Below are 24,413 nucleotides of genomic sequence, written 5' to 3' on the forward strand. Positions count from 1 at the left end.
ACGAGTGGACGTCTATACCGCCAAAAGAGACGTCCGCCATGAAGCAGTTGCTAGCCGCCGCCCTGCTGGGGCTCGTCGCGCCGGTGCTCGCCGCACCCACGGCCCCCGCCAGCATCGATGCCGCCCTGGCCCAGGCCAGGCGCGAGAACAAGCCGGTACTCATCGATTTCCAGGCGGTCTGGTGTTACTCCTGCTATTTCATGGCCGCTCACGTGCTCAACGGCAAGGAGTGGAACGACCTCGAACGCAAGGTCGTCTTCTACGAGGCCGATGCCGACAAGCCGGCCGACAAGGCATGGATGACGAAACTCAACGTGCACTTCCTGCCGACCTACGTCGCCATCGGTCCCGACGGCGAAGAGCTCGGCCGCATCCTCGCCGAACGGCCGCGCGACGCCTTCTACGCCGAGGTGGGCACGTTGCTCTCCGGCGATGCGCGGTTGTCGAAACAGAAGGCGGATGCCGCCAGGGGCGTCATGAGCGCGGTGGCCGAGGTACTCGAGACGTACCAGCTGCGTTACCAGGGCAAGGAGGGCCTGGCCTGGTTCGATACGCTGCCGGCGATGGTGCGCAACGTGTCCGACAAGGACAAGCGCGTGGCGATCGCCAAGCAACAGCTTCGCCTGCTCGACGCGCAGGCCGCCAAGGACGAAGCGACCATCGCGGATGCGGCCACCCACGTGCTCGATGGCGACATCGGTTGCCAGAGACCCTACGTGCTCGATGCCTTGCTGGGTGCCGTGACGTCACGCACCGACGCGGAACGGAAGGCGTTGCTGTCGCCACAGAAGGCGCGTTACGACGAGTACCTTGCCGCCCAGGTATTCACCGCCGCACCGGCATGTGCCGACCAACGTAGCGCGGTACTCGCCGCCGCCGATCTCGATGCGGCGCTGGGCGACCACGACGGCGAGCAGGCCGTGCTGCGAAAGGCCATCGACCTCAGCCGGGAAAAACTGGGCGGCAACCTGAAGAGCGATCGAAACGTCGCGGACAACCTGCGGGTCTACCTCCTGCGCGCGAAGGCGGGCGACGAGCTCGACACGCTGGAAAAACAGCTCATTGCGGCCTATCCCGAAGACTACGTGTACAACTATCGCTATGGGCGGCGCCTGGTGGAGAACGGCAAGTTCTCCGAAGGCCTTCCGTACCTCGACAAGGCCGCGAAGAAGGCCTATGGCGCGAATGCCATCACGGTGGCGACGTATCGGGTGAAGGCATTGCGAGGGCTCGACCGCGATGCCGAGGCGCAGAAGGTCGTGGCGCAGACGGTGGCCTCGGAAGGCAAGTCGTTTCCTGAGCAGGCGAAGAAGTTGCAGGAGTCGCTGAAGTCGTAAAAGCGACGCTTCACGGGAATCGCGGACAGGGTCCGCTCCCACCCCTTCGGTAGGCGGGCTTACGATCGAAGGGTGGGAGCGGACCTCTCCGCGATGCGACTCACGGCGGGGAAGCCTCCAGGAGGTATGCTTTCGGGGTATCGCCCCCGGGACTGCCATGATCACCGTCCACCACCTCAACAATTCCCGCTCCCAACGCATCCTCTGGCTGCTCGAGGAACTCGGCCTCCCCTACGAGATCGTCCGCTACCAGCGCGATCCGAAGACGATGCTCGCGCCGAAGGAACTGCGCGCGGTGCATCCGCTGGGCAAGTCGCCCGTGCTGGTCGATGGCGATATCACCGTGGTCGAATCCGGTGCCGTCATCGAATACCTGGTCGACCGCTATGGCGAAGGACGGCTCCGGCCCTCGCCGGGGACGCCCGAACTGCTGCGCTATCGCCAATTCCTGCATTACGCCGAGGGATCGGCCATGCCGCCGTTGTTGCTCAAGTTGGTATTTCGGCGGATGGAATCGGCACCCGTGCCTTTCTTCGCCAAGCCGGTGGCGCGGATGCTGGCACGCGGGGCGCAAAAAACCTTCGTCGACCCTCAGCTGAAACTTCACCTGGAATACCTCGAAGGCGAAATCGGCAAGACCGGCTGGTTCGCCGGGGACGCCTTCAGCGCCGCGGACATCCAGATGAGCTTTCCCCTCGAAGCCGCCGCGAGCCGCGGCGCCCTGACGGACGCCCATCCCCGGCTGCGGGACTTCCTCGAGCGCATCCATTCGCGGCCGGCGTGGAAGGCCGCGCTGGAACGCGGGGGCGACTACGATCTCGCGCCCAAACGCTGAATCCCTGTTCAATCAGGCGTGTGCGTGTTTACACGACCCTCACGGCGGCCACCGCAAAGTCGTTACCCGACAGTAACGTTCGTTAGGGAGCGCCTCCATGAGAAACCGCGATTTCGCACGTCAGGTCGAGAGTGCCGTGAACGGTGCATCGGGTCGCGTCCGCCATTATGCCGACGAGGCGGTGGACGCCGGTAGCGATCTTCTGGATCGTACCCGCCGGGTCACGAGCAAGCTCAACGCTTATAACAACCGCCGGCGCATGCGCTACATGGCCGAAGACTTCGCCGACGAAGCCAGCTACCAGTACCGTCGCCTGCGTCGGCAGGTGCGCCGTAACCCCGGCGTGACCATCGGCATCGCCGCCGCGGCCATCGGTACGTTCCTGCTGATCCGCCACGCGCTGCGCGACGACGACTGATACGGGTAACGAGGGGAATCCTCAACCAAGGGCCGGGAACGATCCCGGCCCTTTTTTATGCTCACGGCACGGGATGCTGTTCGACCACCTTGTCCACGTGCCAGCGAACGCGGGAGGCGTCCTGCGGGGGATTCTTCACCTCCACCTCGGTCACCTTCAACAGGTATTCGTTACCGGGTTGCCAGTCGAAGCCCTCGACGGGGGCATGGTTGAGCTGCCAAGGCTGCGTGGGCTGCTCGCGGTACTGCAGGCACTCGGTCTTCATCGCGCCGTTGCTGCACGGCGCTTTCTGGCCGGCGATGTAGACCAGGCGGGAGCGGGAGCCGTGGGTGTCCGGCGTGGTGGCACAGGCGGTAAGGGTGAGCAGTAAGGCGGCAATCGCGAGGCGCATGAGATGTGGTCCGTTCGAAAGCGCCACCTTCATATCATCCCGCAGGTGACGCGTCCGCCAAGGCCGTTGCGACGGCAAGAAAAAAGCCGGGGTTTCCCCCGGCTTTTTTCTTGCCGCACCGTGACGGATCAGACCGTCATCGGATTCGGCTTGTCCACGTCGAGCTTGTATTCCTTGATCGCGCGGCTGACGTCCTTCGCGTTGACCTTGCCGTCCTTCGCCAGCGCGGCGAGCGCGGCGTGGGCGATCCAGTAACGATCGACCTCGAAGTGCGATCGCAGGTTGGCGCGGGTGTCGCTGCGGCCGAAGCCGTCGGTGCCCAGCACGGTGTAGCGCATGCCGTCCGGCATGAACGCGCGCACCTGGTCGGCGAACTCACGTACGTAGTCGGTGGCGGCCACGGCCGGGCCCTGACGGTCGGCGAGCAGGCCGGTGATGTACGGCACGCGCTGCGGCGCTTCCGGATGCAGGCGATTCCAACGCTCGGCGTCGAAGCCTTCGCGACGCACCTCGGAGAAGCTCGGCACCGACCAGATGTCGGCGCTGACGCCGAAATCCTTCTCGAGCAGTTCGGCGGCGGCGATCACCTCGCGCAGGATCGTACCCGAACCCAGCAGCTGCACGCGCGGCTCGTTCTTCTTCGCCTTGCCGGCGTCCTTGAAGAGGTACATGCCCTTGACGATGCCTTCCTCGCTGCCCTTGGGCAGATCGGGGTGGGCATAGTTCTCGTTCATCACCGTGATGTAGTAGTAGACGTCTTCCTGCTCCTGCATCATGCGGCGGGTGCCATCCTGGAGGATGACGGCCAGCTCGTAGGAGAAGGTCGGGTCGTACGAAACCACGTTGGGAATGGCACCCGAGAGCAGGTGCGAGTGACCGTCTTCGTGCTGCAGGCCTTCGCCGTTGAGCGTGGTGCGGCCCGAGGTGCCACCGATGAGGAAGCCGCGCGCGCGCATGTCGCCGGCGGCCCAGCACAGGTCGCCGATGCGCTGGAATCCGAACATCGAGTAGTAGATGAAGAACGGCAGCATCGGCACGTTGCTGACGCTGTAGCTGGTGGCCGCCGCGAGCCAGGCGCTCATGCCGCCGGCCTCGCTGATGCCTTCCTGCAGCACCTGGCCCTTCTGATCCTCGCGGTAGTAGAGCAGCTGGTCGGCGTCCTGCGGGCGGTATTTCTGACCGAACGGAGCGTAGATGCCGATCTGGCGGAACATGCCCTCCATGCCGAAGGTGCGCGCCTCGTCGGCCACGATGGGCACGATGCGCGGGCCGAGCTCCTTGTCGCGGAGCATGAGGTTCATGCCACGGACCAGTGCCATGGTGGTGGAGATCTCGCGATCGCCCGTACCCTTGGTGATCTGCTCGAAGGCCTCGAGCGCGGGCGCCGGGAACGACTGGTCGGCCTTGCGGCGACGCTGCGGCAGCGAACCACCGAGCGCGCGACGGCGCTCGAGCATGTACTGCACTTCTTCCGAGTCCTTGCCCGGGTGGTAGTACGGCACCTCGTCGAGCTTGTCGTCGGGCACCGGGATGTTGAAGCGATCGCGGAAGGCGCGGATCGCGTCGGTGTCCATCTTCTTCTGGTTATGCGCCGGGTTCTGCGATTCGCCGGCCGCGCCCATGCCGTAGCCCTTCACCGTCTTGGCGAGGATCACGGTGGGCATGCCGGTGGTGTTCACCGCCGCGTGGTAGGCCGCGTACACCTTGTGCGGATCGTGACCGCCACGGTTGAGGCGCCAGATGTCGTCGTCGGACATGTTGGCGACCAGCGCGGCGGTTTCCGGGTACTTGCCGAAGAACTTCTCGCGCGTGTACGCGCCGCCGAAGGCCTTGCACGCCTGGTATTCGCCGTCGACCGTTTCCATCATCAGCTGGCGCAGCTTGCCCGTGGTGTCGCGGGCCAGGAGCGGATCCCAGTAGCTGCCCCAGGTGACCTTGATGGCGTTCCAGCCGGCGCCGCGGAACACGCCTTCCAGTTCCTGGATGATCTTGCCGTTGCCGCGCACCGGGCCGTCGAGGCGCTGCAGGTTGCAGTTGATGACGAAGATGAGGTTGTCGAGGCCTTCGCGACCGGCCAGCGAGATGGCGCCGAGCGATTCCGGCTCGTCGGATTCGCCGTCGCCCATGAAGCACCAGATCTTGCGATCGGTCTTCGGCATCAGGCCGCGGTGCTCGAGGTACTTCCAGAACTGCGCCTGGTAGATCGCCTGGATGGGACCCAGGCCCATCGAGACGGTGGGCACCTGCCAGTAGTCCGGCATGAGGTACGGGTGCGGGTAAGACGACAGGCCACGGCCCTTGCCCTCGACTTCCATGCGGAAGAGATCGAGCTGGTCTTCGGTGATGCGGCCTTCGAGGAACGAACGCGCATAGACGCCCGGCGCCGAATGGCCCTGGTGGAACACCAGGTCGCCCGGATGATCGGCCGAGGGTGCGCGCCAGAAATGGTTGAAGCCGACGTCGTACAGCGTGGCCGACGAGGCGAAGCTGGAGATATGGCCGCCGAGGTCACCCGGCTTGCGGTTGGCGCGCACCACGGTAGCCAGCGCGTTCCAGCGGATGAGCGAACGGATGCGCCACTCGATGGCGGCGTCGCCGGGGCTGCGCGCTTCCATGTGCGGCGGGATGGTGTTGACGTATTCCGTCGTCGGCGCGAACGGCAGGTAACCGCCGGCGCGACGGGTGGAGTCGACCATGCGCTCGAGCAGGAAATGCGCGCGCTCGGTGCCGTCGTGGTTGATGACGGCGTTGAGCGACTCGACCCACTCGCGGGTCTCGGTGGGGTCGAGGTCCTGGTTGAGGATATCGTCGATCTGGTCCATGGATGCTCCGGCGGCGCCCAAGGCGCGCTCATGGGGGCTGAAGACACCCGCTGGGGGAGCGGGGAAACCGGCCGATGATACCGCAACCTTCCGGCATACGCGGCCGTACGGCGGTTTGTATCGATAAAAACTGCTATGCCATCGGGTACTGGCCCACTTGCGCGGGTTCGCCGATGCGATCGGCTCCCGCCCCTCCGGTAGGCGGGGCCTTCGCACCTGGCTACCGGAGGGGCGGGAGCCGATCGCATCGGCGAAGGCGGCCGCAAGGCCGCCGCTTTTCAATCACTTACGGAGAGCGCGGAAACTTCGATCCCGCCCGGATCTGGGCCTCGACGCAGGCCACCGAGGTCATGTTCACCACGCGGCGCACCGTGGCCTGCGGGGTGAGGATATGCGCCGGCTTGGACACGCCCATGAGGATGGGCCCGATCACCACGCCGTCGCACAGGGTACGCACCATGTTGTAGGTGATGTTGGCCGCGTCGAGGTTGGGAAAGACGAAGACATTGGCCTTCCCCTCCAGCAGCGAGTTCGGGAAGATCCGCTGGCGCAACTCGGGATTGAGCGCCACGTCGGCCTGCATCTCGCCCTCCACCTCCAGTTTGGGCACGCGCTCGCGGATGAGCTTGAGCGCCTCGCGCATCTTGCGGGAGTTGCGCGTCTCGCGGCTGCCGAAATTGGAGTTGGACAGCAGCGCGATCTTCGGCTGGATGCCGAACAGCTTCAAACGCAGCGAAGCCTGGAGGGTGGCCTCGGCGATCTGTTCGGCACTGGGGTCTTCCTGCACGTAGGTGTCGAGGAAGAAGAACGTGCCCTTCTCCGTCGCCACCGCGGCCATCGCCGAGGCTTCGGCCACGCCGTCGTCCAGGCCGATGATGTCGCGGATGTAGTCGAGCTTGCTCTGGTAGGTGCCCACCAGGCCGCAGATCATCGCGTCGGCTTCGCCGCGCTGGACCATCAGCGCCGCGATCACCGACGGTCGCGAGCGCACCACGGCCTTGGCCGAGGCGGGCGTGACGCCGCGACGCTCCATGATCGAGTGATAGAGGCGCCAGTAATCCTCGAAGCGCGGGTCGGAGTGGATGTTGCACATCTCGAAGTCCACGCCCGGCTTCAGGCGCAGGCCGGCTCGGGCGATGCGCTTCTCGATGACGTCGGGACGACCGACCAGGATCGGTTTGGCCAGGCCCTCGTCGATGACGGTCTGCACGGCGCGCAGCACGGTTTCTTCCTCGCCCTCGGCGTAGACCACGCGCTTGGGATCGGCCTTGGCGCGATCGAACACCGGCTTCATGAGAAGGCCCGTGCGGAAGACGAAACTGGTCAGTTTCTCGACGTAGGCGGGGAAATCCTCGATGGGACGCTCGGCCACGCCCGAATCCATCGCCGCCTGGGCGATCGCCGGCGGCAGCTGGATGAGCAGTCGCGGGTCGAACGGCTGCGGGATCAGGTAATCCGGACCGAAGCTCGGCGGCTTGCCGCCATAGGCGCGCGCGCTCACGTCGGACGACTCGCGGCGGGCCAGCTCGGCGATGGCCTTCACGCACGCCACTTTCATGGCCTCGTTGATCACCGTGGCGCCCACGTCGAGCGCGCCGCGGAACAGGTACGGGAAGCACAGCGCGTTGTTGACCTGGTTCGGGTAGTCCGAACGGCCCGTGGCGATGATGCAGTCCGGACGCACGGCCTTGGCGTCTTCGGGAAGGATCTCGGGGTTGGGGTTGGCCAGCGCGAAGATGATGGGGCGCTCGGCCATCGTGGCGACCATCTCCGGCTTGAGGATGCCGCCGGCCGACAGGCCCAGGAAGATGTCCGCGCCGTCGACGATCTCGGCCAGCGTGCGCTTGTCGGTGTCGCGCGCGTAGCGCTGCTTGTCCGGGTCGAGGTCGGTGCGGCCGGTATGCAGCACGCCATCGCGATCGAAGGCAAGGATGTTCTCCTTCTTCATGCCCAGCGTCACCAGCATGTCGACGCAGGAAATGCCCGCCGCGCCCATGCCGGTGGTGGCGAGCTTCACGTCCTCGATCTTCTTGCCGGTGACGAGCAGCGCGTTGAGCACCGCCGCACCGACGATGATCGCCGTGCCGTGCTGGTCGTCGTGGAAGACGGGGATCTTCATCCGCTCGCGCAGCTTGCGCTCGACGACGAAGCACTCCGGCGCCTTGATGTCCTCGAGGTTGATGCCGCCGAAGGTGGGCTCGAGGCTGGCGATGATGTCGATCAGCTTTTCGGGATCGGTCTCGTCGATCTCGATGTCGAACACGTCGATGCCGGCGAACTTCTGGAACAGCACGCCCTTGCCTTCCATCACCGGCTTGCCGGCCAGCGCGCCGATGTTGCCCAGGCCGAGCACCGCGGTGCCGTTGGAAATCACCGCCACGAGGTTGGAGCGCGCGGTGAGTTCGGCCGCGGCCCTCGGATCGGCCACGATGGCGTCGCAAGCGGCGGCGACCCCGGGCGAGTAGGCCAACGACAGATCGCGCTGGGTGAGCAGCGATGTCGTCGGGGTGACCTTGATTTTGCCCGGACGGGGCAGGCGGTGATATTCGAGGGCGGCTTGCCTCAGTTCCTCGGAGATGGCCATGGGATCCTGTGGACGTAATGGAAAAGGGAGGGCGGCGCTCGCCGCGTGCCAGGAGCGATGGTAGCACCGCGCAGGCCGGCCTCCGGGAACGCGGTGTGATGCATTGCGACACGCTGTGATAGGCAAAACCTACGAAATCGCGCGGGCTCGGACGGACGGTCGCCCGCCGTGCGCATGCGTACGCTGCGATGCCCTTCGCCCGCCCGAGGTCATCCATGCCACTGCTCGCCTTCAGCCTGTCCGCCGCCCTCGCTTCATCGACGCCCGACATGAGCGCCCTGCGCGCCGCCGTCGCCGCGGTACCGAGCGATGGATCGCGCGGCGTCGATGTCGAACTCCCCACGGGCGACGACACCCGCTCACGCTTCCGCCTCGTCGACTCACGCACGCTGCCCGCGGCGTTGATGCGTCGCTATCCCGGCTTGCGCAGCCTTCGCGGCACGGATGCCGCCGGGCGCACGGCGAGGCTGGACCTCTCCACCACCGGTACGTGGCTGAGCGTGCGCGACGCCGTCCACGAGTGGACCGCACAGTGGGGGGACGATGCGCCGACGCCGCCCGATGTCGTCCTGCCGGCGGGCTACGCTCCCGCGCCCGCCACACCGTCAAGGCGCCGGCGCTCCACGTCGACCGGCGAGGTCCGCTACGACTTCCGCATCGCCGTCGCCGCCAGCAGCCGCTACGTGGCGCAGGCCGGCGGCACCGTCGAACGAGGCCTGGCGGCGGTGTCCCACGCCGTCAATCGCGCCAACGAAGTGTTCGAAACCGATCTCGGCGTGCATTTCACCCTCGCCGACCGCAACGATCGGCTCATCCTCACCAGCCCACGGCGCGATCCGTTCGAGACCACCGAACCGGGGCCGGCGGCGGTCGAATTCATCGATCGGCGGATCGGCGCGGATCGCTACGACATAGGCCATGCGCTCACGACCTTCAACGGCGGCCACAGCGAAAGCGGCACGTCGTGCAGCGACGACCGTTCGGCCGACTTCCACGCCATGCACAAGGCCGCCGCATGGAGCGGCCATGCGGCACCGGGTACCGGGAGCTACGCGCAGGATCGTTTCATCCACGTGCTCGGCCTTCAGTTGGGTGCCTGGCCCACCGCGAACGGCTGCATGCGCTCCGGCGAGCGTGCGGTGGAACCGGGCAGCGGCAGCACCGCGATGGGCCATGCGTCGGCGCATTGCGCCAGCGACGCGCAATGGTTCCAGGACGCGGACGATCGCTACTTCCACGCGGTGAGCATCGAGCAGATACGTGCCTCGCTCGCCTCCCGGGGCGGCGCCTGCGCGAAGCGGCGGCTGGGACGCACGGCCTCACCCTGGATCGATCGCGCGTCGATGGCGGAAGAAACGATCGTTCCGGCACGCACGCCATTCTTCCTCGATGCCCACGCCGAGACCATGGATGCGTCCCGCCGACTCACCTACACGTGGGAACAGATGGACGTGGGCCCTCGTCAGAAAGGCACGCTCACCGACGACGGCCTGCGCCCGATCTTCCGCTCCCTTCCCCCGTCGCCGGCGTCACGGCGCGACTTTCCCCGCGCCACCGCGCTGCTCGGGTATGAGCCGGCGGAGCCTGCCGAAACGCTGCCCACGACGAACCGAGTGCTGAACTTCCGGCTGACGGTGCGTGACAACGGCGGCGACGACGCCACCACGTCGAGTGCCGACACGCGCATGCAGGTTGTCGATACCGGTCGGGCGTTCGCCGTGCTCGCACCCTCGACGGTGGCCGTCGCTTCGGCAGGCATGCCGCTGGAGGTGCGCTGGGACGTCGCAGGTACCGATGGCGGGGCCATCGGCTGCGGTGGCGTGGACATCGAACTCTCGACCGACGGCGGGTTCAGCTGGCCACATGCGCTCGCTCGCAACCAGAACAACGACGGCGCGACCTCCGTCATCCTCCCGACGCTCGCCGGCACGGATCGCGCACGCGTGCGCGTCAGCTGTGCATCGGCGCCATTCTTTGCGGTATCGCCCGGGAATTTCCGCATCATCGGCCGGTGACGCTGCCGCCTCGTCGCATGGGCGGAAACCCTCACCCGCAAGCGACTCCGGAAAATGAAGAACACCTACAGGCCGAGCGAGATTTCCTCGGCTTCCACCCGCGCCATGTGGATGTGGTTCACGAACAGCGAAAAGGCCAGCTTCCCGGCGAGTCCATGCACGTGCTGCATCCACGGCGGAAGATAGCGCGGCGGCGCGATGTCGCCGCTGGTGAAGTGGTCTTCCAGGCTCATGACGTCATGCAACGCCAGCTTGCCCGCGAACAGGTTGCGTAGAAGATCGAGCCGGCGCTGACGCAATGCCCAACGGAAGAAGGTGTGCACGGCGAGCAGGCCGGTCAGGTACACGTTGTCCTTCGCGAATGCCGCGCCGCCGGTGAGCGGCACGCCGCGGAACACGCGCTGGGCGGAGTGGAAGCTGTCCGGCACGTTCTGCCCGCAATCGCGGAAATAGCGGAACACCTCGACGAAATCGGCGCCGTTCAGGGCCATGTCGATGGCGAGGATGCGCAGGCTGATGCGCTTCAGTCGCGAGATGTCGATGGCGCCCGACATCAGCTCGGCGAACACGGCCAGCCCCTCCTGCGTGGCGGTGACGCGCGGCGAGGTGCGCGCCAGGGAGGCCAGCACGGGCTGTTCGCGCCCGTTGAGCGCCGTGAGCGAGTGCACGAACGCTTCGTGGGCGAGTAGCTGATGCCTGTCGTATTCGGTGAAGCGAACCCCGCCGCGCAGCCGGATGCGTGTGGCGCCGGCCGCGGCCTTGGCGGTGAGTTCGGGATCGACCTCCACCGAGATCATGCCGGGCGCGAAGAAAGCGTCCAGCTCACGGGCCATGTCCCGCTGGAGTACTTCGGCCGGAATGTTGCCCGCGGCATCCTCGGTCTCGAGGTCGGCACCCAGCTCGTCGGCCAGGTCGACGAAATAGCGCGCCGCATCGAGATTGCTCCGGCTGCTGCCCGGAATGGCGTCGCCCGGGCGGCCGTAGAGCAGGATCGAGGCGTCGGTGACACCGCTGGTGCCCGCCGCATCGAGCATGCGCGCCGCGATGCGCCAGGATTCGGCGGTGCGGCGCAGGTAGTCGGCGATGGGGTGGTTTTCGCTGGCCTCGGCCTCGATGGCCTCCAGTTCGGCCCGGGTCTGATCCAGGTCGGGCGGCTGGTACCGGATCTCGGGGATCGACAGCCGCCCCGCCCCGAATTCGGCGATGAGCCGCTCTTCCACCGACGCCGGCCACGAGATCGTGGGCAGGACGCGGATATGACGCACCGCCGCCAGCAGCCGTTGATCGAGGGCCGCGTAGCGGCGCATGTCGGCGGAGAGAACGCGGGGATCGGCCTTGGCGTGCATGGGGCGGGAGTATATCCCGTCCGTCGGCAACCCCATTCGCGGACAGGGTCCGCGATTCCATATGGCGGGAACGCCCGGTCAGCGCGACGAGATGTACTTCTCGCGCCGGATGTGCTGAACGGCCAGCCCATGTTCCTTCAGGGCCGCGAAGGCCGCGTCGACCATGTTCGGGTTGCCGCACAGGTAGGCGATGTCCTTGTCGGCGGCCGGCTCCAGCTCGGCCAGCATGTCCTGGACATAGCCCAGGCGATCGTGCGGCCGGGGGTTGGGACGGGCGCCACGGCTGAAGCAGGGATGGAAATCGAACCCCTCGTGCTTGCGCGCGAACGCGTCGAACTCCTCGCCATAGAGCAGTTCGCTCTCGTTACGGGCGCCGTAGAGCAGTACGAAACGGCAGCCGCGACGGGCGATGAGGGCCTCGATCTGCGGCAGCATGGCCCGGTAGGGCGTCACGCCCGTGCCGGTGGCGATGAGGATGTAACGCTGGTTCTGGTCGCCGTCCATGAGGCAGAACCGGCCATACGGGCCGCTGGCGTCGATGGTCTGGCCCTCTTCCAGATCGCCCAGCAGCTTGGTGGCCGCCCCGCCTTCGACGTAGCTCACGGCGATCTCGACGCGCTGGACCGGCCCGGAGCCGTCGCCCACCGTGGCCACGGAATAGCTCCGCTTGGTCGGCTTGCCGTCGTCGTAATGGAAGTGCACCTGGAGGAACTGGCCCGGCACGAAGGCCAGGGACTGGCCATCCGTGCGCTCGAAGGACAGGTGGCGCACCGAGGGGGCGAGCATGAAACTGTCGGCGAGGCGCAGCTGGAATTGTTCGGCCATGGAAAGTCTCTGTTGACGAGCGGGCACTGGGGGGCCCGGCAAAGCCCGGTATAATAGGCGTCTTGTCATCCCGGCGCAGCCCATGACCACTCCCGCACTCCAAGTCACCGACCTCCGCAAGACCTACGGCAACGGCGTCGAGGCCCTCAAGGGCATCTCGCTCACCGTCCAGCCGGGCGATTTCTTCGCCCTGCTGGGGCCCAACGGCGCGGGCAAGTCCACCCTGATCGGCATCCTCTCCTCGCTGGTGAACGCCAGCGCGGGCGACGCCGAGATCTTCGGCGTCTCGATCCACAAGCGCCGCAGCGACGCGATGCGCCTGATCGGCCTCGTGCCGCAGGAAATCAACTTCAACCAGTTCGAAAAACCCTTCGACATCTGCGTGAACCAGGCCGGCTTCTACGGCATCGGTCGCGCCGAGGCCATGGAGCGCGCCGAGACGTACCTGAAGGAACTGCGCCTGTGGGACAAGGCGCACCACCAGGCGCGCATGCTCTCCGGCGGCATGAAGCGCCGCCTCATGATCGCCCGCGCGATGATGAACGAGCCGAAGCTGCTGATCCTCGACGAGCCCACCGCGGGCGTCGACATCGAGATCCGCCGGTCCATGTGGCAGTTCGTCAGCGGCATCAACGCCGCGGGCACCACGGTGATCCTCACCACGCATTACCTCGAGGAAGCCGAGCAGCTCTGCCGCAACATCGCCATCATCGACCAGGGCCGCATCGTGCAGAACACCACGATGAAGAGCCTGCTCGCCACGCTCGACGTCGAGACCTTCGTGCTCGACGTGTCCAACGTTCCCGCCGGCCTGCCCTCGCTTCCGGGCGTGACGCTGCGCGTGCTCGACGACCACACCCTCGAGGCGGAAATGTCCCGCGCGCACGACCTCAATTCGCTCTTCGCCGCACTGTCCTCGCACGGCGTCACCGTCACCTCCATGCGCAACAAGGCCAACCGCCTGGAAGAACTCTTCGTCCGCCTGGTCGAGCACGGCCGGGAGAACGCGGCATGAGCAACCACCTGATTCCCCTGGGCACCATCGTCCGCCGCGAAATCATGCGCATCCTGCGCATCTGGACGCAGACGCTGATCCCGCCCGCCATCACGATGACGCTCTACTTCGTCATCTTCGGCAAGCTGATCGGCAGCCGCATCGGCCAGATGCACGGTTTCACCTACATGCAGTACATCGTGCCGGGCCTGGTCATGATGAGCATCATCACGAACAGCTACGGCAATATCTCCTCGTCGTTCTTCGGCGCCAAGTTCGGCCGTTTCGTCGAGGAGATGTTGGTGTCGCCCATGCCCAACTGGGTGATCCTGCTGGGCTACGTCACCGGCGCGGTCGTGCGCGGCGTCATCGTGGGTGCCCTGGTGCTGGTCATCGCGCTGTTCTTCACCGACCTGCACGTCTCCCATCCGCTCATCACGTTCTTCTCGGTGCTGCTCGGCGCGACGGTGTTCTCGTTGGCCGGCTTCGTCAACGCGGTGTTCGCCAAGAAGTTCGACGACATCGCGCTGGTGCCCACCTTCGTGCTCACCCCGCTCACCTATCTCGGCGGCGTGTTCTACTCGGTCGACCTGCTCGGCGAGCCGTGGCGCAGCATCTCGATGGTCAATCCCATCCTGTACATGGTCAACGCCTTCCGCTTCGGCGTGCTCGGCGTAAGCGACGTGCCCATCGTCACGGCCTTCGTCGTGATGCTGGTCTTCGTGGTCGGCCTGTCGGCCGTGGGGCTGCACCTGCTCAAGCGCGGCGTCGGCCTGCGCTCCTGATCGATGCGGGTCAACAAGTACATCTCCGAATCCGGCCTCTGCTCGCGACGCGAGGCCGACGAGCTGCTGGTCGCCGGGCGCGTCACCATCAACGACGAGACCGTCGGCATGGGCGCCAAGGCGCTCGAGGGCGACGTGGTGAAGGTCGACGGCGAGGTCGTCGTCGCCCGCACCATGGCGCCCGAATCGTCGAAGAGTCGCGGCGTGTACATCGCGCTGAACAAACCCGTGGGCATCACCTGCACCACCGACACCACGGTCGACGGCAACATCGTCGACTTCGTCGACCATCCGCAGCGCATCTTCCCCATCGGCCGCCTCGACAAGGATTCCGAGGGACTCATCCTGCTCACCAGCAACGGCGATATCGTCAACGAGATCCTGCGCGCCGAGAATCACCATGAGAAGGAATACCTCGTGGCGGTGAACAAGCCGGTGACGGAGGAATTCCTCGCCGGCATGGCGCGCGGCGTACGCGTACACGGACAGATGACCAAGCCCTGCAAGGTGCGCAAGATCGCCAAGTTCGGCTTCGCGATCATCCTCACCCAGGGCCTCAACCGGCAGATCCGCCTCATGGCGGCCGCCTTCGGCTATCGCGTGACGCAGTTGCGCCGGGTACGCATCATCAACGTGAAGCTGGGCCACCTGAAGCCCGGCCAGTGGCGCAACCTCACCGAGGCCGAGTTGAAGGGATTGCTGCCTTCGCGCACGCGCTGGTAAGCATCCGCGTCACCCTCGGTCGCACGCCGATGGATTTCCGACGAACGCGCCTTCGAGCCCGATCGTTCGTTCCCGACAGCGGGATCCAGGCAATCCCCGCACACTGATCGCACCGGGCGTCATGCCTGGCTGGCGATCGCATCGCAGCCGCACGTGACGCACCGGTCGTTCGTCACCTCGCATGGATGCCGCGATGCTCTTGCAATCACTGTTCACCCTTCTTTCGACGTCGTCGACGTTGACCGGCCAGCCCATGGTCACACCCCCGGAGGACGCCTACCGGGCCATGGCCGAGGCTCGCGTACCCACGTCACCTCCCTCACCCGACGATGAGGACGCCAACGACTCGTCGCCCTACGACGACTTCCTCGCCGGATCGAAGCAGGTGCTGGGCGAACTCCTTGCCCAACCCGGATCCCCCTATAGCCCCCTGCTGGCCAGCCCGGCGTGGTCGCGCGAGGCATGGTGGCAACGCACCGCCGAACGCATCGCCCCGGGGGAATCGTCGCTCGCCAAACCCCTCGCCGCACTCCAGCACCAGGTCGGCGCGACCAAGGCACGCCCTGGCCACGACGTGGCCGTCACGCCGGAGAGCCAACGACGCTACAAAGGCCGGCAAGCGGCAGCCAACGCCATCAAGGCGGGGGTCGACGCGGACATCTTCGAACGCGCGCTTCGACGGCATCCCCGTCGCCTGACCGAGGCCGCCGCCGAAGCCGTCGCGATCCAGATCGTCCGCGACCGCGCGGCGACCACCGCCGTCGCCCACCACGCCGCCATGAACATTCGTGCCGACGTGGTCGACCACTATCTCGACAGGAACACCTCGCGCTTCTCGCTCGAGGACGAGCGTTACGCCGGAGAACTCCTTCGCCACGCCGTCCTCACCGGGCGGCCCACCTTCAACGAACGCGGTGAGCGGCAGATCCCGGCCGCGTTCCGCGTCGCACGCGTAGCCGCCGCCTATGCCGACCGCCGGGGCTACGCGAAGCCCGGCGGGTACTGTCACGGCGACGCACCTGCCTGGAAACCTCTTTCCGCCAGCGCCCGGCCACTCACCTACCGGCCCCTGTGCTTCGTGGCAGCGACGGATCGTGCCGTCTACGAGTGGTACCTGCAAAAAGCCCGCTTCGAAGCCGTCGAGGCGCTACCGGACGGGAACGTTCTGCCGGAACACCGTCGAAACGAGGTGAGGCGGACACCATGACGATGACGGTGCAGCGTTTTTCCCTCGGCTTTCTCTGTCTACTCGCCAGTCCCGTATTCGGGGGCACGATCCGCCTCGAGCCGGGCGGCGGCGCATACGTCGATCAGTTGGCGGAAGAGGCCAGGATCTACACCGACGCCCTCCATTCCCGCCTCGCTCGCGCCGACGCTGCCGACGTCCGGTCGAACGGTGCCGCCCTGGGTGAATTCCGCCGACAGGCGAACAACTACACGATCTCGCGCTTCGAATACACGTACGAGGCGGACGGCGTACAGCGAACGATCGTGATCCATGGACGAAGCGGCAAGCCACTCGACACCACGCTCAACATGGGTCGCAGCAAGATCCTCTCGCGCAAATCGTCCAGCACAGGGTCGTCCGACCTGTCCGACGGTGGAACGTCGACATCGGGCTCGTCGTATGAGGTCACCGAATCGGAAGTCGCGAAAGACGTGAACGACGCGACGTTCTATCCCGCCGACGACTCGCCTATGGCCCCCGTCCGTCATGTTCGCGCGACCTTCGTCCGCCACGGCGATTCCGACTTCGAGGCCACGCCTGGCAACGCCATCAAAGCCAACGACGCGGAGTTGAAGAGCCTGCGTTACCTCGACAGGGAAATACGCGTCGGCGCGTTGCCGCGCGGCGGGCGGCTCACCGGCATCGTCAGCAAGGCGCCTTGCGTCTCCTGCAGCGAAAACATCGGTCTGTTCGCGGAAGAGCACGACGTGAACGGAACCATCCGCTTTCTCGTCGATCCCGCGTCCGAGGCCGCCTCCGGATCATCGGATCTCGTCACGCACAGCCGCGAAGCCTCCGATGCGCTACGCAAGATCCGAACCGACTACAGCAAGCAAGCCCTGAGCAAGGACATCTCATGGTCGGCCCGACCGGTCCGCTGGCACGCGGAACCGTCTCCACCGGTCGACGCTCCCGCATCGATTCTCCCAAAGGAACTGTGTGAATGATCATTCCATCGCTTCACCCACTGCACCGCTGCCTGATTACCGGCCTGTGCATCGTCGCACCCTCCATGGCCATGGCGGCAAAACCCGGGCCCGACGTGCTCTCCCTCTACAAGGAACACCAGGAAGCCCGGCTCGACGATACGCCGACACGTGGCATCGACCCCGCGAGCCTGCTCGTCCGGCCCGATTCGCCTTACAGCGACATCGCTCACCAGCCTGATTTCACCAACACCAGCGCATGGGGAGCCGTACTGGGCGACTTGCCGTCCTCGATCGGATACGACGACGCGGTCGACATCGTACGCTGGGACCTGGGCACGACCCGGGCTCGCCCGGAAGTGGACGTCCCGGTCAGCCGCACCGTTCGTCTCGCGAACGGAAGGCGCCTGGACCCGTTCATCGAAGCCAGCCTGGTCAAGGCGAACGTGGACGCGGACATCTTCACGCGGATCATCGACATCACCGGCTACCGGCACTCCACGAAGGCCGCAGGCTACGCCGTCGCCATGCAGATCCTGCGCAACCAGATGAAGGCGTTTCCCCGCGAGCGCTGGGGAGAACTGGGTATCGAGGGCGAGGTCCACGAACGCGTGATGAGCGGAACGTCCCTGCGGCACCTCACCTCCTACGACCTGCACTATCTCTCGCTCCTGCTCCAGCATCGGTTGATCCATCGACCATTCGGCGCCGCCACGGCGACGGGCCAACGTGAATTGCCTGCCGCTTATCGCGTAGCCCGTGTCGCCGCCGCGTACCGGGATATGGAGGGATACCTTTCCTACCCCTGCAACCCGGATGCCACCCCGCGCGAAGGCCGCGCAGGCCGAGGCGAAGGAGACGACCGTCCGCTGTGTTTCGTCGCCGCCACGGACCGGGCGGTCTATCGCTGGTATCTGCGCGAGGCCGATGAGCAGACCCATCCCATCCCCAGTGAACCCGAACAGAGCGGCCTCGCCCGCATGCTCGCCGCGGCGGCCCTGTTCATGCCGCTCCTCGACGTGGCGGCCATCGCCGAGGTGGCCGAAGTCGCCGCGGCGGACGAAGTGGCGGCCGGGGAAGCGACGGCCGAAGCCGCTTCGGCCGAGGAAGGCATCGATGAGGCCGTGGAACGCGTTTCTCCGCTCACCTGCCCTCTCGAGGCCTGACGTCCCATGACATACCGCTATCTCACCCTCATGCTCCTGATGGCCGTCGGTGCGCGCACCACGAACGCCATGGCGGGAACCGTCTCGCTCGAGCGCACGGTATTGGACGAAGGTAACGTCGTGGCCCTGCTGGAATCCACCAGCCAGTATCACGTCGATGCCATGCGCGAAGTCGTCATGGGCCGGCATCCGTCGGGCCACCACCTCAGCCGCTGGGAGTCGCTCGAGGTCGCCATGCGCGACGCCCCCGTAGCGCGGATGGAATACCGATACGAACTGGATGGCATACCGCAGACGCGCGTCTATCACGCGTTTGCCGGCCAACCCTTGAGTGCCACCGCCGATGCGATCTTCACCGGCGAAAGCCCGGTTTCCACGCCTCCGCTGATGGATTCGGGTGACTTCACCGGCGAAAGCCCCGAGCCCGGTCCATCGAACAGATCCGTCATCCATGGCCTGGATCTGATCGACGAGCAGGACGATATCTATTTCGCGGATCTGCCCGAAGGTAACGTTCGGGCACGCGTACTTCCGCCGGAAGGCTCCGTACTGACGCCCTTCGATGTCGAAGGCGCTCAGGGCGCGCTCGATGCCGAGTTCAAGGCCATGCGCGCCATCGAGCGGGATATCGCGGAAGGGCTTGTCCCCCGAGGCGGCCGCATCGTCGGGATGATCGGCGGAAGCGCCTGCGCCTCGTGCCAGCACGTCATGGAACGCATGGCGGAAACGTACGATGTGGACATACGCGTCACCCAGGTGTTCGGCAACCTGCCGCCATCCAGGCAACGGGCGCTCATCGCCAGCGGCGGCGCCCGTTTCAAGGGCCCGCTGCTGGTCGATTCACAAAGCGGTCGCCCCATCCTCGCCAAGGACGTGCTGGCCGAGTCCCGCCAGGCACAGGTCCGCCAGGCGCTGACGCCTCGTGCCATGGAAAGCGCCAGGCACACGCCTTGGATACGCCGGTCATTCCGCCTCGGGCCACACCCGAAGGAAACCGGGCGAACCGGAGATGGTTCGGCACGTTCGTCGAGACACCCTTCCGGAGACACGGAGCAGCACATTTCACGCGAGTGTTGATCGACACGAGGGGCGGCCAAAGCCGCCTCTCGCCTTACTCCTGCGTCGATCGATCCGGTGGCGGGCGCCGTATTCGGCGGACGTACCCCCGTGTGGGAACGGCGCATTTCAGCGTCGGTCCTTCTCACGAAAAAGAAGGTATGCCCGATGCGATCCGTCGGTCGACACCCTCACGGGATCGTCTCATGTCCCCCTTGGCTTCGCCCGGTGGGTCGCCGTGGCCGTCCATGGATCGTCCGGCCAGGGATGCTTGGGATAGCGGCCCTTGAGTTCCTTCTTCACTTCGGGGTACGTGCGATTCCAGAAACCGGCGAGGTCCTGGGTGACCTGGATGGGACGGCCTGCGGGCGACAGCAGGTGCAGCATCACCGGCACGCGTCCGTTGCCGACGCGCGGCGTGTCGGCCAGGCCGAACAGTTCCTGGAGTTTTACCGCCAGCACGGGTGGCGCCGCCGGGTCGTCGTCACGCGCGCCGTAGTCGAGTCGCCGGCTCATGCCGCTGGGCACGACGAGTTCTTCCGGCGCATGCGCGTCGATGGCGCGCCGCTGGTCGTAGTCGAACATCGAGGACAACGCCTCGGACAGTTCCGACGCCTGCAGCGCTTCCAGGCGTCGTTTGCCGGACAGATACGGCGAAAGCCAGTCGTCGAGCGTGCGTAACAACGCTTCGTCGCCCACGTCGGGAAGACCCAGTTCGGGCGACCAGACGCGCACCGCGTTCACGCGGGTGCGCAGGCGCCTCGCGTGCTCGCTCCAGGGCAGGCTGTCCACGCCACGACCTCGGATCGCGGCCAGCAAGGTGGGCACCGCATCGTCGGCGCCGACCGGCACGGCCTTGCGCGAGATCACCAGCGCATCGAAGCGGCGCTCCTCGAAGGCCTCGGCGATCTGCCTGGCATCGTCCCAGCGCAGCACGCGCTCGGTGACGAAACGGTCGGCATGATCGCGCTCCAGCACGTCGGGATCGAAGGGCGCCGCGGCAAAGATGAGGCTGTCGCGCGCATCCAGGCGCAGGTCGAGCACCACCAGCCACGGTTCGCCATGCAAGGCGCTCGCGTCATGCAGGCGCGCACCCCGCCCATTGGCGAGAAGGTAGCGCGACGGTTGCGCATCGTCGCGACGTCCCACGCGATCGGGAAACGCATGCACGAGGAGATCGCCGATGGCATGGCTGTCCGGGACGCCGCTCGCGGGACTGCGCACGTCGAGACGGCGACGCCATCCGGCGGACGCCTTCTCGATGGCGGCGAGCGCACCGGCATCCGCCGAACCGCCACGCGCGGCTCGCGCGCCGCCGTCGCGCCAGAGATGCAGGGCATGCAGGCGCTGGCGAAAATCGTCGTTACGAGCAGCCTCGCCTCGCAACGGCGAACGCGCCTCGGCCAGCGCGAGAAGGTCGGCGACGAGCGCACGGTGGGACATGGGAGCCCGCAATGCGGCGGCCGCCAGGCGTGGCGTGGCGCCGAGGGCCAGCATTCGGCGCCCCAGGGCCGTAATTCCGTCGGCATCGTCGAGCGCGCCGAGGCGGCGAAGCAGGTCACGCGCCTGGCCCATGGCGCCGGCGGGCGGCGCATCGAGCCAGGGCAGATCGTCGCTTCCCCAACCGGCGAGTTCGAGCGCCAGGCCCGACAGTTCCGCCTGTTCGATCTCGGCGGTACGTGATGCGTCTAGGCGCCGGCTTTCCGGCCAGAGGCGATAGGCTCGGCCGGGCGACACGCGTCCCGCGCGACCGGCGCGCTGGTCGGCGGAGGCCTGCGATATGGACACGGTCTCCAAACGAGTGAAACCCGACGGTGGATCGAATCTCGGCTCGCGGGCCTGCCCGCTGTCGACCACCGCGCGTATGCCCGGCAAGGTGACGCTGGATTCGGCGACGTTGGTGGCGAGTATCACGCGACGCATGCCAGGGTCGGCCGGCGTGAGCGCCAGTTGCTGTTCGGCGAGCGAAAGCTCGCCATGCAGCGCCACGACCTCGACCTCGTCGCCCAGGCGTTCGAGCATGCCCCTTACGCGCTCGATCTCGCGGCGCCCCGGCAGGAAGGCGAGCACGTCGCCTTCGTTTTCGCGCAAGGCTTGGGCCACGATGCGAGCGAGGTGCTGTTCGACCGTCTCCTGCGGCCTCCCCGGCGGATGGACCATCTCCACCGGAAAGCTTCGGCCCGGGCTGGTCAGGCGTGGCGCGCGCAGCCATTGCGCGATCCGTTCGCCGTCCAGCGTGGCCGACATCACCACCAGCCGCAGCTCCGGTCGCAGGCTCGCCTGTACGTCCAGCGCCAGCGCGGCACCGAGGTCGCCGGGAAGATGCCGTTCGTGGAATTCGTCGAAGAGAATCGCGCCGATACCGTCGAGCGAGGGATCGTCCTGGATCATGCGCCCGAGAATGCCCTCGGTGACCACCTCGATGCGCGTGCGCGGACCGACGCGCGATTCGAAGCGGATGCGGTAACCGACCGTTTCGCCCACTTCCTCGCCGAGTTGGCGCGCCATGAAGGCGGCCGCGGCGCGCGCGGCGATGCGGCGAGGCTCGAGCAGCACGATACGCCCTCCCGCCAACCAGGGCGCATCGAGCAAGGCCAGGGGTACCTGGGTGGTCTTGCCGGCGCCGGGTGGGGCCTCGAGAACGAGCCGCGGGTGCTCGGTCAGGGACGCGAGCAGTTCGGGAAGCAGCGGGGTGATGGGGAAGACGGGTTGCATGCGGAGGTAATGGTACGCAAGCTCGTAAAGCCTCGCATGGCTGCCTTCGCATAAGCGTCCGTTTCTAGCCTCGCGTCTCGCCAGCGACGGGCTTGTCGAACGGCCGCAACGACCGGAACGCCCGCCGGTAATCGTCGGACACCCGCTTCGCATCCTCGCCGTTGGCGATCACCCGTGGCGTGATGAGCACGAGCAGTTCGGTGCGAACACCCTCCTTCGCCCGCTCGCCGAACAGCCCGCCGATGAGGGGAATGCGCGAAAGGCCCGGCACGCCGCCCCGCTGGGTGGCGTCGAGTTCACGGATCAGCCCGCCCAGCAGCACCGTCTGCCCGCTCTGCACCGCGACCTGGGTGTTGAGCATGCGCTTGACGATGGGCACGTTGCCGCCGGTGCCGTCGGGGTCGGCACGGCTGACCTCCTGCACGACGTCGAGATAGACGAGGCCGCCGGGATTCACGCGTGGGCGTACTTCGAGAATGACGCCGGTGTCCTTGTATTCGACCTGGCCGACTTGATTTCCGCTGCCGACCTGGGTGTTGACGAAGGTCTGCGTCACCGGAATCTGATCGCCGACCTGGATCTTCGCCTTGCGGTTGTTCACGACCACCAGCGACGGCGCGGAAAGAATCTTGGTGTTCGTGTCGCGTTCCATGGCGCGCAGCGCCACTTGCAGTTCGGCATTGACGAACGAGTAGAAAAGCGTGTCGGGGCGCAGGCTGTCGGCCGTCGCCTGGCCCAGCGCCCAACGTTGGCGGTTGCCGGGTTGCGCGACGGCGCCGTCGCCTCCGGCCAATCCCTCGAGGTACCACTGCACCCCGAAACGGAAGTTGTCGCGCAAGGTGACCTCGAGGATGCGTGTCTCGATCTGCACCTGCAGCGGCACGGCATCGAGACGCTCGATGGCCTCGCGCACCTGCGCCCATTGGGCCGGCCGCGCATGCACCATCAGCTGGTTGTTGGCGTCCACCGCCGTGACGCGAATGCCCTGCTCCGACGGGCCCGACGCGGAAACGGAAGGTGACGGTGTCGGTGCGCTCGATTCGAAGAACGAAGGATCGCTGTCGCCCCCATCGTTCACCTCGTCGAAGCCGCCCGCCCCCTTGGTTTTTCCTCCCGTCAGCGTACCGGCGCTGAGTCCCGGTGCCACCGTCGAGCCGCCCACGTCGCCGGCCACGGCGGCACCGAAGACGTTGCCGACGTAGCGCGCGAGGTCGGACGCGAGGAGGTTGCGCACGTCGTAGACGAACAGGCGCGGCTCGTTGCCGCCACCGCGATCGATGCGCCCGATCCACTCGCCGACCTGATCGAGCAGGTCGGCTCGCATGGCGATGGCGACGATGGCATGCGTGCGCTCGATGGGAAGGAAACGCACCAGCCCGGCCACCGGTGCCCCACCCTGCGCGCCGAACACCGACTCGAGCGCCTGGATCATCTCGCCGACGGCGGCGTGTTCCAGGCTGAAGACGCCGACGGACATCCCCGCCACCCAGTCGACGTCGAACGTATCGATGGTTTCGCCGTAGTTCGCCAGCTGGGCCGGCGTGCCGGCCAATACGAGCACGTTGCGGGCGGGGTCGGCGAGCAGCATCGCGTCCTGCGTGACGAACGGTTGCAGCAATCGCACCATTTCCGATGCCGCGACGTGGCGCAGCGGATACAGCCGCGCCCCCATGCCCGCCCGCGGCGCACCCGCCGCCAAGCGTGGAACGGCCTGTCCGGCGATGGCCTGCGAGGATGGCATCACGTCGTAGCGACTCCCGGTTTTCACCAAGGCATTGCCCGTCCAGGAGAGCAGGGTCTCGAGAATGGGCAAGGCTTCGTCCTTGCGCACCGGTTTGGCGGTGGAGAACGACACCGATCCGCGCACGCCGGGCGCGATCGCATAGTTGAGATCAAGCAGGTCGCCAAGCATGGCCTTGACCACCGCCTCGACCGGCTGGTTCTCGAAGTTGAGCGTGACGCCGGCGTCGCCGCTCACGGCGTCGCGCGGCTTGCCCAGTGCATGGGGATGAATGAAACGGCCGCTGCCACGCAGAATGTGTCCCGTGGCGCGATCTGCCCTGTCGTCCGCAGGCGGCGCGGCGTCGGCAAGGGGAAGCTGGCCGGGAACGGGGTCTCCGGTGCCGATCAGGGCCTCGCGTTCAAGCGAGCCCGGCTCGCGTGCCGGTGGCATCGGCGCGCAGGCGGCCGCGAGCATGGCCGCGAAGACGGCCACGCCGAATATGCGTCGTTGCATGAGTCGCTCCT

The 24,413-nt window shown here is 66.7% G+C and carries 18 protein-coding genes; 11 read left to right on the forward strand and 7 right to left on the reverse strand.

All coding sequences use genetic code 11. The features are described 5' to 3' along the window. Positions 1-38 precede the first annotated feature (38 nt). From L2Y94_RS19085 to L2Y94_RS19095, 3 genes are all read left to right on the forward strand, one after another. Positions 39-1,337, forward strand: a complete 1,299-nt coding sequence (locus L2Y94_RS19085) for a thioredoxin family protein (protein ID WP_247371128.1) — start codon at positions 39-41, stop codon at positions 1,335-1,337. Positions 1,338-1,494: 157 nt separating this feature from the next. After that, entirely contained in the window at positions 1,495-2,172 is a 678-nt protein-coding gene (locus tag L2Y94_RS19090; RefSeq protein ID WP_247371129.1) for a glutathione S-transferase family protein, read from the forward strand. 97 nt (positions 2,173-2,269) lie between these two features. Continuing rightward, positions 2,270-2,590, forward strand: coding sequence for a hypothetical protein (locus tag L2Y94_RS19095; RefSeq protein ID WP_247371131.1), 321 nt, complete (start codon positions 2,270-2,272; stop codon positions 2,588-2,590). 61 nt (positions 2,591-2,651) lie between these two features. Here L2Y94_RS19095 and L2Y94_RS19100 read toward each other — a convergent pair whose 3' ends face one another. The 3 genes from L2Y94_RS19100 to L2Y94_RS19110 form a co-directional block, all read right to left on the reverse strand. After that, positions 2,652-2,981 carry a DUF4377 domain-containing protein gene (locus L2Y94_RS19100; protein WP_247371132.1) on the reverse strand — a complete coding sequence of 110 codons (330 nt, stop codon included), beginning with the start codon at positions 2,979-2,981 and terminating at the stop codon, positions 2,652-2,654. Between the two features lie 128 nt (positions 2,982-3,109). Further along, a complete protein-coding gene (aceE, locus tag L2Y94_RS19105) occupies positions 3,110-5,803 on the reverse strand; it encodes a pyruvate dehydrogenase (acetyl-transferring), homodimeric type (protein ID WP_247371135.1) in 2,694 nt (897 codons plus the stop codon). A gap of 286 nt (positions 5,804-6,089) precedes the next feature. Beyond that, positions 6,090-8,387 carry an NADP-dependent malic enzyme gene (locus tag L2Y94_RS19110; RefSeq protein WP_283248499.1) on the reverse strand — a complete coding sequence of 766 codons (2,298 nt, stop codon included), beginning with the start codon at positions 8,385-8,387 and terminating at the stop codon, positions 6,090-6,092. 215 nt (positions 8,388-8,602) lie between these two features. Between L2Y94_RS19110 and L2Y94_RS19115 the strand changes: the two genes are divergently transcribed. Then, positions 8,603-10,402, forward strand: a complete 1,800-nt coding sequence (locus tag L2Y94_RS19115; RefSeq protein ID WP_247371138.1) for a reprolysin-like metallopeptidase — start codon at positions 8,603-8,605, stop codon at positions 10,400-10,402. A gap of 65 nt (positions 10,403-10,467) precedes the next feature. On the opposite strand, the gene L2Y94_RS19120 is transcribed toward L2Y94_RS19115, so the two are convergent. Then, positions 10,468-11,748, reverse strand: a complete 1,281-nt coding sequence (locus L2Y94_RS19120; protein WP_247371141.1) for a peptidase MATCAP family protein — start codon at positions 11,746-11,748, stop codon at positions 10,468-10,470. Between the two features lie 78 nt (positions 11,749-11,826). Then, positions 11,827-12,573, reverse strand: a complete 747-nt coding sequence (locus tag L2Y94_RS19125; protein WP_247371144.1) for an FAD-binding oxidoreductase — start codon at positions 12,571-12,573, stop codon at positions 11,827-11,829. 82 nt (positions 12,574-12,655) lie between these two features. Between L2Y94_RS19125 and L2Y94_RS19130 the strand changes: the two genes are divergently transcribed. The 7 genes from L2Y94_RS19130 to L2Y94_RS19160 all read left to right on the forward strand — a co-directional run bounded on the left by L2Y94_RS19130 (position 12,656) and on the right by L2Y94_RS19160 (position 19,472). Next, complete coding sequence (locus tag L2Y94_RS19130) at positions 12,656-13,588, forward strand: ABC transporter ATP-binding protein (RefSeq protein WP_247371147.1); 933 nt, start codon at positions 12,656-12,658, stop codon at positions 13,586-13,588. Beyond that, entirely contained in the window at positions 13,585-14,352 is a 768-nt protein-coding gene (locus tag L2Y94_RS19135; protein WP_247371148.1) for an ABC transporter permease, read from the forward strand. Before L2Y94_RS19130 ends, L2Y94_RS19135 begins: the two co-directional genes overlap by 4 nt. A 3-nt stretch (positions 14,353-14,355) precedes the next feature. Then, positions 14,356-15,075, forward strand: coding sequence for a pseudouridine synthase (locus tag L2Y94_RS19140; RefSeq protein ID WP_247371151.1), 720 nt, complete (start codon positions 14,356-14,358; stop codon positions 15,073-15,075). Positions 15,076-15,268: 193 nt separating this feature from the next. After that, positions 15,269-16,282, forward strand: a complete 1,014-nt coding sequence (locus L2Y94_RS19145; protein ID WP_247371153.1) for a hypothetical protein — start codon at positions 15,269-15,271, stop codon at positions 16,280-16,282. Beyond that, positions 16,279-17,250, forward strand: a complete 972-nt coding sequence (locus tag L2Y94_RS19150; protein ID WP_247371156.1) for a hypothetical protein — start codon at positions 16,279-16,281, stop codon at positions 17,248-17,250. Before L2Y94_RS19145 ends, L2Y94_RS19150 begins: the two co-directional genes overlap by 4 nt. Then, on the forward strand, positions 17,247-18,395 hold the full coding sequence (locus tag L2Y94_RS19155) for a hypothetical protein (RefSeq protein ID WP_247371158.1): 1,149 nt from the start codon (positions 17,247-17,249) through the stop codon (positions 18,393-18,395). The genes L2Y94_RS19150 and L2Y94_RS19155 overlap by 4 nt, the downstream gene beginning before the upstream one ends. 6 nt (positions 18,396-18,401) lie before the next feature. Further along, complete coding sequence (locus L2Y94_RS19160) at positions 18,402-19,472, forward strand: hypothetical protein (protein WP_247371161.1); 1,071 nt, start codon at positions 18,402-18,404, stop codon at positions 19,470-19,472. Between the two features lie 183 nt (positions 19,473-19,655). On the opposite strand, the gene hrpB is transcribed toward L2Y94_RS19160, so the two are convergent. Together hrpB and gspD are read right to left on the reverse strand one after the other, a co-directional pair. Then, positions 19,656-22,166, reverse strand: coding sequence for an ATP-dependent helicase HrpB (hrpB, locus tag L2Y94_RS19165; RefSeq protein ID WP_247371162.1), 2,511 nt, complete (start codon positions 22,164-22,166; stop codon positions 19,656-19,658). A 64-nt stretch (positions 22,167-22,230) separates the two neighbouring features. After that, positions 22,231-24,402: a type II secretion system secretin GspD gene (gene gspD / locus L2Y94_RS19170; RefSeq protein WP_247371165.1), complete on the reverse strand. Its 2,172-nt coding sequence runs from the start codon at positions 24,400-24,402 to the stop codon at positions 22,231-22,233. Positions 24,403-24,413 lie beyond the last annotated feature (11 nt).

The sequence above is a fragment of the Luteibacter aegosomatis genome, from assembly GCF_023078455.1.
Classification (GTDB): domain Bacteria; phylum Pseudomonadota; class Gammaproteobacteria; order Xanthomonadales; family Rhodanobacteraceae; genus Luteibacter; species Luteibacter aegosomatis.